Annotated in this window: 1 protein-coding gene; it reads left to right on the forward strand. The window is 58.5% G+C overall.

What is annotated here, in order from left to right:
- Positions 1-525 (forward strand): ABC transporter permease (locus J5224_RS35045; RefSeq protein ID WP_264629393.1); only part of this gene is annotated, 525 nt, incomplete at both ends.

Consider the following 525-nt stretch of genomic DNA (forward strand, 5'->3'; position numbering starts at 1 on the left):
ATTAACGTTGGGCATGGCGGTCACCATGCTGTGCGGTGGCATCAACCTGTCGATCATTTCGACGGCAAATGCCTGCTCGCTGGTGATGGCCTGGGTGGCGGTCAGCTACCCGCCATCGCTGTTATCCATCGTTGCCACGCTGGTGGCGGGCGTGGGGGCGGCGGCGCTGATTGGGCTGTGCAACGGCGTGTTGATTGCGGGTCTGCGGGTGTCTCCAATCCTGGCGACGCTCGGTATGATGACGCTGCTCAAGGGGATCAATATTTTGATTACCGGTGGCAGTGCTATTGCCAATTATCCCGAATGGGTGCTGTGGTTAAATCGCGCACAGTGGTTTGGGGTACCGCTGCCGATGTGGCTGTTTGTGGTGGTTGCCATCGGACTGTGGCTGGTGCTGGAGCGCAGCACACTTGGCAGAGCGATTTATCTTATCGGCTCTAATGAGCGCGCCACCGCCTATTCTGGCATCAATACGCGTCGGGTGCTGCTGTGGGTGTATGTGATTTCAGCGCTGTTGTGCGCCGT

This window comes from Candidatus Symbiopectobacterium sp. NZEC135 (genome assembly GCF_025962695.1).